This is a genomic window from Kocuria sp. CPCC 205263 (assembly GCF_040981075.1).
In the GTDB taxonomy this organism is placed as follows: Bacteria; Actinomycetota; Actinomycetes; order Actinomycetales; family Micrococcaceae; genus Kocuria; species Kocuria rosea.
Genome location: NZ_JAVKPV010000079.1, coordinates 1 through 535 on the forward strand (window position 1 = coordinate 1; position 535 = coordinate 535).

At 69.7% G+C, this 535-nt stretch carries 1 pseudogene; it reads left to right on the forward strand.

The features are described from left to right. Positions 1–535, forward strand: a pseudogene (locus RF647_RS19235) (IS5 family transposase); the annotation flags it as partial.

Below are 535 nucleotides of genomic sequence, written 5' to 3' on the forward strand. Positions count from 1 at the left end.
CAGGGGGCCGGGGTGTGGGAGAAGCTGCACCGGGCAGTGCTCGAGGAGCTCTCCGAGCAGGAGATCCTCGACTGGTCGCGGGCCAGTATCGACGCGGTGTCCGTACGTGCCAAAAGGGGGGCGAGCTGACCGGCCCGAACCCCACCGACCGCGGGAAACCGGGGACGAAGTACCACCTGCTCACCGACGCGGCCGGGCTGCCCCTGCATGTGCTGGCCTCAGCCGCAAACGTCCACGACAGCAAACTCTTCGAGCCGTTGCTGGAGACCAACCCGAGTGTGCGTGGCCGGCGAAGGCGTCCGGGGCGGCCCCGCCGCCGGCCGGAGAAGCTGCACGCGGACAAGGGCTACGACTACCCGAGGTGCCGCCGCTACCTGCACCGGCGAGGCATCAAGGTCCGGATCGCCCGGCGCGGAATCGAGGCCAAGACCCACCTGGGCCGGCACCGCTGGGTCGTGGAGCGCACCATCTCCTGGGTCCTGCGGTTCAAGCGTCTCGGTATCCATTACGACCGCACTGCAGCCACGCTGCTCCC